This is a genomic window from Sporosarcina siberiensis (assembly GCF_042681925.1).
Classification (GTDB): domain Bacteria; phylum Bacillota; class Bacilli; order Bacillales_A; family Planococcaceae; genus Sporosarcina; species Sporosarcina siberiensis.
On the sequence record NZ_JBHUGI010000025.1, the window covers coordinates 65,383 to 74,598 of the forward strand.

The 9,216-nt window shown below is 37.0% G+C and carries 6 protein-coding genes and 1 rRNA gene; all 7 read left to right on the forward strand.

Features of this window, described 5'->3' with window-relative positions; genetic code table 11:
* Positions 1 to 144: 144 nt before the first annotated feature.
* Complete coding sequence (gene dnaN / locus ACFSFY_RS09925) at positions 145 to 1,281, forward strand: DNA polymerase III subunit beta (RefSeq protein ID WP_381537684.1); 1,137 nt, start codon at positions 145 to 147, stop codon at positions 1,279 to 1,281.
* Positions 1,282 to 1,380: 99 nt separating this feature from the next.
* A complete protein-coding gene (gene yaaA / locus ACFSFY_RS09930; protein WP_381537686.1) occupies positions 1,381 to 1,620 on the forward strand; it encodes a S4 domain-containing protein YaaA in 240 nt (79 codons plus the stop codon).
* Positions 1,610 to 2,740 carry a DNA replication/repair protein RecF gene (gene recF / locus ACFSFY_RS09935; protein ID WP_381537688.1) on the forward strand — a complete coding sequence of 377 codons (1,131 nt, stop codon included), beginning with the start codon at positions 1,610 to 1,612 and terminating at the stop codon, positions 2,738 to 2,740. Before yaaA ends, recF begins: the two co-directional genes overlap by 11 nt.
* 81 nt (positions 2,741 to 2,821) lie before the next feature.
* On the forward strand, positions 2,822 to 4,744 hold the full coding sequence (gyrB, locus tag ACFSFY_RS09940) for a DNA topoisomerase (ATP-hydrolyzing) subunit B (RefSeq protein ID WP_381537691.1): 1,923 nt from the start codon (positions 2,822 to 2,824) through the stop codon (positions 4,742 to 4,744).
* A 38-nt stretch (positions 4,745 to 4,782) separates the two neighbouring features.
* The gene (gene gyrA, locus ACFSFY_RS09945; RefSeq protein WP_381537693.1) at positions 4,783 to 7,323 is read left to right on the forward strand and encodes a DNA gyrase subunit A; all 2,541 of its coding nucleotides are present in this window, start codon (positions 4,783 to 4,785) and stop codon (positions 7,321 to 7,323) included.
* A 156-nt stretch (positions 7,324 to 7,479) separates the two neighbouring features.
* Complete coding sequence (locus ACFSFY_RS09950; protein WP_381537695.1) at positions 7,480 to 8,592, forward strand: HD-GYP domain-containing protein; 1,113 nt, start codon at positions 7,480 to 7,482, stop codon at positions 8,590 to 8,592.
* 527 nt (positions 8,593 to 9,119) lie between these two features.
* Positions 9,120 to 9,216 (forward strand): 16S ribosomal RNA (locus tag ACFSFY_RS09955); the annotation flags it as partial.

The window sequence follows — 9,216 nt, forward strand, 5'->3', positions numbered from 1 at the left end:
TTCGCATAGCCGTGAACAGGTTATTCACATGTGGAAAACCTTATATTTACTATGCTAGAACTGCTTGCTAACATATCCACAGGCCCTACTACTATTACTACTATTTATTAATTACTAATATTAATATATAAGCGAGGTTACAAAATGAAATTTGAAATTAATAGAGACGAATTACTCGATGCTTTAAATGATGTTATGAAAGCCATAAGTCAGAAAGTCGCAATTCCAATATTGACTGGTATTAAAATTGATATTGAAGAAAAAGGTATGACATTAACCGGTAGTGATTCGGATATTACAATTCGTACTTTTGTGCCAACTGAAAAAGATGGTGAACAAAACATAAAGGTTGTCGAAAAAGGAAGTATTGTATTACAAGCAAGAGTTTTCAATGAAATTATTCGTAAATTACCAACAAATAACGTAATGATTGAAACTGAAACAGGTTTACAAACACACATCAGTTCCGGTAAATCTGAATTTAAACTTATTGGATCAGATCCTGAGGATTATCCAATACTTCCAGATGTAAAAGACGACAACAGTTTTTCAATGCCCTCTGACCTTATGAAGTCAATCATTCGAGAAACAGTTTTTGCAGTATCACAACAAGAAACTAGACCAATACTTACTGGAGTACATTGGGAAGCAAAAGAAGGTAAATTATCCTGTGTAGCAACAGATAGTCACAGACTTGCGAGAAGATTAACTTCTCCAGATGAAATGCCCTTGGAACCTTTTAGTTTTGTAATTCCAGGAAAGAGCTTGCAAGAGCTAAACAAAATACTGCCTGATAATACAGAATCCGTGGAAATTATTATTGCCGACCAACAAGTTTTGTTTAAAACAAGAAATGTATTATTTTATTCACGATTGTTAGAAGGAAATTACCCAGATACGTCAAGACTCATTCCAGATGAATCTAAGACTTCGGTAACTGTAAATGGTCGTTCCCTTCTTCAATCTATTGATAGAGCTTCACTACTCGCTAGAGAAGAACGAAATAATATCGTTCGTTTCTCAGCTGGTGAAGGAAAATCAATCGAAATTTCTTCTAATTCGCCCGAAGTTGGTAAAGTAGAAGAAACAATTGAAGCAATTACTATTACTGGTGAAGACTTAAATATTTCATTCAGTGCAAAGTACATGATGGACGCTCTACGTGCGATAGATGGCCAGGATATTACAATTCAATTCACAGGAGCCATGCGTCCATTCATTTTAAAATCGGCAAATGACGATACAATTTTACAACTTATCTTGCCTGTACGGACATATTGAAACTAGGAGGATAGTCTATAAATGGCTATCCTCTTTTACTTATGGACAAAAGTTCTGTAAACTGTAGGGATAGACTAACAAACGAAGGGTTGAAGATGAATGAATGACTTGAAAATAGATACTGAATATATAACGCTAGGTCAATTACTTAAAATGACGGATGCAATTAGCTCGGGCGGCATGGCTAAATGGTTCCTTGAAGAATACGTCGTTTATGTAAATGGAGAAAAAGAGCAAAGACGCGGTAAAAAGCTGTACGACGGTGATAAAATATCGATTCCTGAAGTTGGAAAGTTTAAAATCGTAGGAATAACTGAAGGATCAACGAATGCACATTGAACGTCTTGCATTAACCAATTACCGAAACTATGCATCACTTGATTTATCATTTTCTCCAAAAATCAATGTATTAATTGGTGAAAATGCTCAAGGAAAGACAAATGTTATGGAAGCAATCTACGTTCTGTCCATGGCAAAGTCGCATAGAACATCGAATGATCGTGAGTTAATACGCTGGGATCAGGAATATGGTAAAATAGAAGGGTATGTTCAACGTAAACGTGGAGGACTTCCACTCGAGCTCATTCTTTCCAAAAAAGGAAAGAGGGCTCGGGTGAATCATCTTGAGCAAAATCGTCTCAGTTTGTATATTGGCCAGTTAAATGTGGTTATGTTTGCGCCTGAGGATTTGAATCTTGTAAAAGGAAGTCCCCAAGTTAGAAGAAGATTTTTGGATATGGAAATTGGACAAATATCTCCAGTCTATCTTCATGATCTTTTAACATTCCAAAAGATTCTTAAACAACGTAATGCAATATTAAAAGCTAACCGTGGAAAAGCAGATTTTAAAGATGTTATGTTTGACGTATATAATGAGCAATATATTAAAGTTGCCATACAAATTATTCGTAAACGGTTTTATTTCATGGAATTGCTGCAAAAATGGGCAGAACCTATTCATAAAGGTATTTCCCGCGGAATGGAAACACTTAAAGTATCCTATGGGACATTAAAACAACTTAATTCGGGACAGACTACAGAAGAGATGGAATCGATTCTAGAACAAAGACTTCTTGAAGCAAAGCGTCAAGAGCTAGACCGAGGACTTACTTTAATAGGTCCACATAGAGACGATTTATTCTTTTTTGTCAATGGATACGATATCCAGACCTATGGTTCGCAAGGACAGCAGCGGACAACAGCTCTATCCCTAAAACTTGCTGAAATTGAACTTGTAAAACAAGAAGTAGGAGAAGCACCAGTGCTCCTTTTAGATGACGTATTATCAGAACTTGATGATTATCGTCAATCTCACTTACTGAATACAATTCAGGGTGAAGTTCAAACGTTTGTTACAACGACAAATATTGCGGGCATTGATCACGAAACAATTCGTCAAGCCGACATATTTGAAGTTGAAGCTGGCGAAGTAACTAAGGGAATCGATAGCGAAGAATAATATACAAGCAGACTTTAAAACAATCGTTATCATTAACTAGCTAAGTTATGCATTTTGAAGGGGAAGGTGAACAGTTTGGCAATGGATGAGAAAGATATACAGATGGCTTATGATGAAAATCAGATTCAAGTACTTGAAGGACTTGAGGCGGTTCGCAAACGCCCTGGTATGTATATTGGGACAACGAGCTCGAAAGGACTTCACCATCTTGTATGGGAAATTGTCGACAACAGTATTGACGAAGCACTTGCAGGTTATTGTGATCATATCGAGATCGTTATGGAAAAGGACGACTATATCTGTGTCACTGATAATGGACGTGGAATTCCGGTTGGTACACAGGAATCGACAGGACGACCTGCCGTTGAAGTAATTATGACGATTCTACATGCTGGAGGTAAGTTCGGTGGTGGAGGTTATAAAGTTTCGGGTGGTCTTCACGGTGTTGGTGCAGCGGTCGTAAACGCTTTATCTGAAACGACAGAGGTATATGTTAGACGTGATAATAAAGTCCATTATATTAAATTTGATAGAGGAGTAGTCTCCACGGAACTGAGTGTTATTGGTGAGGCTACTGAAACAGGAACGAGAGTACGTTTTAAACCAGATAAAGAAATTTTTACTGAATCAACAACATTTGAATATGATATTCTTGCAAATCGATTAAGAGAACTGGCATATCTAAATCGAAGTCTTCGAATTTCAATTACAGACAAACGCGATGATAAAGGTCGAACAGATACTTATTATTACGAAGGCGGCATCAAATCGTATGTTGAACATTTAAATAAAAATAAAGAGCCTATACACGAGGAACCCATCTATATTGAGGGTGAAAAAGACGGCATCTCGATTGAAATTGCTATGCAATACAATAGTGGCTATGCAGAGAACTTATATTCTTTTGCAAATAATATTAATACGTACGAAGGCGGAACACATGAATCAGGCTTTAAAACCGCACTAACACGCGTTATAAATGATTATTCACGTAAAAATGGTTCTTTAAAAGAAGCAGACTCAAACTTATCTGGAGATGATGTCCGTGAAGGTTTGACTGCAATTATTTCTATAAAACACCCAGATCCTCAGTTTGAAGGTCAAACAAAGACTAAACTAGGAAATTCTGAAGTAAGCACAATAACGAACTCTTTATTTTCTGAAGGACTTCAACGTTTTTTACTTGAAAATCCAACAACTGCACGTCAAATTATTGACAAGAGCTTAATGGCTGCACGTGCTCGACTCGCAGCAAAAAATGCTCGGGAATTCACGCGTAGAAAATCGGCACTTGAAGTATCCAGTCTTCCAGGTAAACTTTCAGACTGTTCATCCCGAGATCCAGCGATAAGTGAACTGTACATTGTTGAAGGAGACTCCGCAGGTGGTTCTGCAAAGAATGGTCGTGATCGTCATTTCCAGGCTATTTTACCACTTCGCGGAAAGATACTAAATGTCGAAAAAGCCAGACTTGATCGTATTCTAGGAAATGCTGAAATACGAATGATCATTACAGCACTTGGAACTGGTATTGGCGAAGAGTTTACACTTGAGAAAGCACGCTATCATAAAATTATTATAATGACCGATGCCGATGTAGATGGAGCACATATACGGACACTACTTTTAACATTCTTCTTCCGTTTTATGAGACCACTTATTGAGGCGGGATACATTTATATTGCACAACCACCTTTATACAGAATAAAGCAAGGTAGACACGAAGAGTATTGCTATACAGAACCAGAACTTCAAGAAATTCTAGGGCGGCTTTCACAATCACCAAAGCCTGTTATTACTCGCTATAAAGGACTTGGTGAAATGGATGCAACACAACTATGGGATACAACGATGGATCCTGAACAACGCACATTGCTCAAAGTAGAACTTGAGGATACGATTGACGCTGATTCCACTTTTCAACAACTTATGGGTGATGACGTTGAGCCCCGTAGGAAATTTATCGAAGATAATGCAATGTATGTAAAAAATCTAGATGCGTGATTTACCTTATTCGCTTGAGTTGAAAGGAGTCTACAAAAATGTCAGATATGCCAGAACGTGGTGTACAGGGAATTAATATAAGTACTGAAATGAAGACTTCATTCCTTGATTATGCAATGAGTGTCATTGTTTCACGTGCTCTCCCTGATGTTAGAGATGGTTTAAAACCGGTCCATCGCCGTATTCTTTATGCAATGCAAGATCTTGGAAACACTGCTGATAAGCCACATAAAAAATCAGCCCGTATTGTTGGGGACGTTATAGGTAAGTACCATCCGCATGGTGACAGTGCTGTGTATGAGACGATGGTTCGGATGGCACAAGACTTTAACTATAGATATATGTTGGTCGACGGTCATGGAAATTTCGGTTCCGTAGACGGAGACTCTGCAGCAGCAATGCGTTATACAGAATCACGCATGTCCAAGATTGCTATGGAGTTACTACGCGATATTAATAAAGATACCGTTGATTATCAAGATAATTACGATGAACAAGAAAGAGAACCAGTCGTGTTACCAAGTCGTTATCCTAATTTACTTGTTAATGGAACTTCTGGTATAGCGGTAGGTATGGCAACAAATATACCTCCACATCATCTCGGAGAAACGATTGATGCAGTAATTGCGCTCTCTCACAATGAACTCATTACAACAGAGGAATTGATGGAGATTATTCCAGGTCCGGATTTCCCAACAGGCGGAATAATTCTTGGTCGCAGTGGAATAAGAAGAGCTTATGAAACAGGGCGCGGTTCAGTTTTAATTCGCGGTAAGGTTGAAATCGAAATCCAACCAAACGGAAGAGAAACAATATTAGTGAACGAATTACCTTATCAAGTAAATAAAGCAAGATTAATCGAAAAGATTGCTGAACTTGTCCGTGAGAAAAAGATTGAAGGTATTACGGACTTAAGAGATGAGTCAGATCGAACAGGAATGCGTATTGTTATAGAGGTACGACGAGATGCAAATGCAAATGTTTTATTAAATAACCTATATAAACAAACTGCTTTGCAATCCAGCTTTGGTGTTAATATGCTTGCGCTTGTTGATGGACAACCAAAAATATTGGCATTGAAAGAAATCCTATATCATTACTTAGAGCATCAAAAGGTCGTTATTCGAAGACGAACAATATACGATTTAAAAAGAGCTGAAGATCGTGCACATATTCTAGAAGGTCTTAGAATTGCATTGGACAATATTGATAAAATCATATCTTTAATTCGTGGCTCAAAAACAACGGATGAAGCAAAAACCGGGTTAATTGAGAAGTTTGAGTTGTCTGCACGACAAGCACAAGCGATTCTAGATATGCGTCTTCAACGGTTAACGGGTCTTGAACGTGATAAAATTGAGGAAGAATACAATACACTTCAGATTCTTATCACTGAACTACGCTCAATTTTAGCGGATGAGGATAAATTGCTCGAAATTATTCGTGAAGAATTACTTGAAGTAAAAGAGCGCTTTGCAGATAAACGTAGAACTGAAATAACATTAGGTGGAGCAGAAATGATTGAGGATGAGGATTTAATTCCTGTTGAAAACTCAGTATTGACACTTACTCATAATGGTTATATTAAACGTTTACCTGCAAACACTTATCGTAGTCAACGCCGAGGCGGTCGTGGAATCCAAGGTATGGGAACAAACGATGATGACTTTGTTGAGCATATGCTTAATACTTCGACTCATGACACAATCTTGTTCTTTACTAGTAAAGGTCGTGTTTTCCGTACGAAGGGATATCAAGTGCCTGAATTCAGTCGTACTGCCAAGGGACTTCCAATCATCAACTTACTTGGTGTTGACAAGGATGAAAAAGTAACGGCAATGATACCGGTTGATAAATTTGAAGAAGATAAATACTTCTTTTTCGTTACTCAAAATGGTATTGCTAAGAGAACGCCGGTTTCTGCATTTGCTAATATTCGTTCAAACGGTTTAATTGCTCTTACCTTACGTGGTGATGATGAATTAATCGGAGTCAAAATGACAAATGGAGATCAAGACATTGTCATTGGATCTAAAAACGGTATGCTTATTAAGTTTAATGAAACAGATATCCGAACAATGGGCCGGGTAGCAGGCGGTGTACGTGGTATTCGCTTGCGTAAAGGTGATATTGCTGTAGGAATGGATATTGTCAGCGATGGCGAGGAAATTTTAGTAGTAACTGAAAAAGGATTTGGAAAACGGACACCAATTGAGGAGTATCGTATCCAATCACGTGGCGGTTATGGACTGAAAACACTAAATGTAACTGAAAGAAACGGATTACTTGTCGCTATGAAAGCTGTAGACGGAACAGAAGATCTAATGTTGATAACGATACATGGAATATTAATTCGTATGGCTATCGAAGATATATCCGTCATCGGTAGAAGCACGCAAGGAGTTCGACTTATTCGACTTGGAGAAGACGAGTTGGTAGCAACAGTGGCAAAGGTTTTAAAAGAAGAGATAGAAGTTGAAGGTATCGATGAAGAGGGTACTGAAGAAGTCATTATAAATAATGATGCTGAAATGGAAACAGAAACAAACTCAGTTGAAGATGACGAGAGTGAATCCTAAGTAAAGAAGAGTTGTTAGTGTGGTTTTATGACCATTCTAACAACTTTTTTATATAAAAATCGATTTCTATCGATATCTAAGGTAAAGTTAAAATAAAGAAAAGAAAAGAAAGAAAAAGAAAAGAAAGAAAAGAAAAGAAAGTTGGAGAATGTCATAATGGAAGATAATTATGTAAAAGTAAGTGACCTGCGTCCAGGATTAACAATAAATGAAGATGTATTTGCGAATACAAGTTGTCCTATTATTAGACAAAACTCTGAACTTACAGCTGAACATATAGAAATATTAAATGCTTTTGATATAAAGAAAGTAAAAGTTCAAGAGATTGTTGTTATTAAGAAAGAAGAATCTCTGAATCCGAATGACTTAGCTTCTATTGATCCTGATGATATTCTTTCAAAAATACCAATGAATCAAATGGACTTGGTAACTTTATATCGTGAAGCGGTACAAAAGTATAAAAAAGAATTTAGCAGTTGGCAATCAGGTATTAAGCCAGACGTAGCAAAAATACGCACTATTATGATACCGTTGGTTGATGCATTCATTGGACAAAAGAAGTTTTTGACAATACTAAATGAACTTTCGGACATAAAAGAATATATGTATCATCATTCTATCGCTGTGGGAATCTTATCTTCGGCAATCAGTAATCAAATGGATTTACCTTCAGGACAAACAATACAAGTGGGCATATCAGGTGCGCTTGCAGATTGTGGAATGGCTAAGGTTGATAAATCTATTATTGATAAAGCTGCTTTTTTAACAAGTAATGAGTTTAACGAAGTAAAAAAACATACTATCTATAGTTATCAAATGATCCAAGATACTCCTTTACTTCGCCAAGAAATGAAATTGGCTATCTTCCAACATCATGAGCGATTAGATGGTAGTGGGTATCCGCGTGGAGAAAAAAGAGAAGGGATTTCAATATATGCTCAAATAGTAGCAGTTGCAGATGTATTTCATGCAATGACGTCTGAAAGAGTATATCGTGAAAAAGTATCGCCATTTAAAGTGATTGAGATGATTAGAGAAGAAGAATTCGGTAAGTTTGATATAAAAGTTATCCAAGCATTGCAGAACTTAGTGGGGGATCTTTCTATTGGAACAAGGGTTAGACTGACTAACGGCGATGAAGGAGAAGTAATGTTTGTTCATCGAGATGCTCAATTACGTCCAATGGTAAAGTTAAGTAATGGTTCGATTATGGATCTAACGGTAAACCGTAGTATTGCTGTTGAACGTGTTCTATCAGATATATATTAATGCGGTTTATAAGTTCCTTTCGGCTCTATACAAATTGGTATCAAATTTAGGGTTGCAATTTTAATTAATAGATGTTATATTGAATGTCGTTGCAAATTACCCGTGACAAATAATGAATAACAACTTAAAAAGTAAGTTGAAACTTATTGTTGACAAGGTGTACACGATTTGTTATGATATAAGAGTTGCAGTCGAAACGACAGTAACTTAGTGAAAACAAGATATGATATTTACAAATGAACCTTGAAAACTGAACAGCAAAACGTCGATAGAATTTTTAAACTCGATACACTTCGGTGTAGAGAGTATAAACGTTTCTAAGTAAGCTGATTTCCGTCAGAAGAACAGAAACAACCAGAAGGATTGAAATTCAATCCTTCGACATGACATCATTGAAGAATGGTTTTATTCCTCTTTTAGAAGAATAAAGTTCATTCTTCTCTAATGCCAGCATAGAAACTAGAGCTATTCAAGTTTCTGTATTCACTGGTAGTCGATATTCAGTTTACTGCGTATCGACTGCTAGTATTATGGAGAGTTTGATCCTGGCTCAGGACGAACGCTGGCGGCATGCCTAATACATGCAAGTCGAGCGAATCTATTGGAGCTTGCTCCTTTAGATTA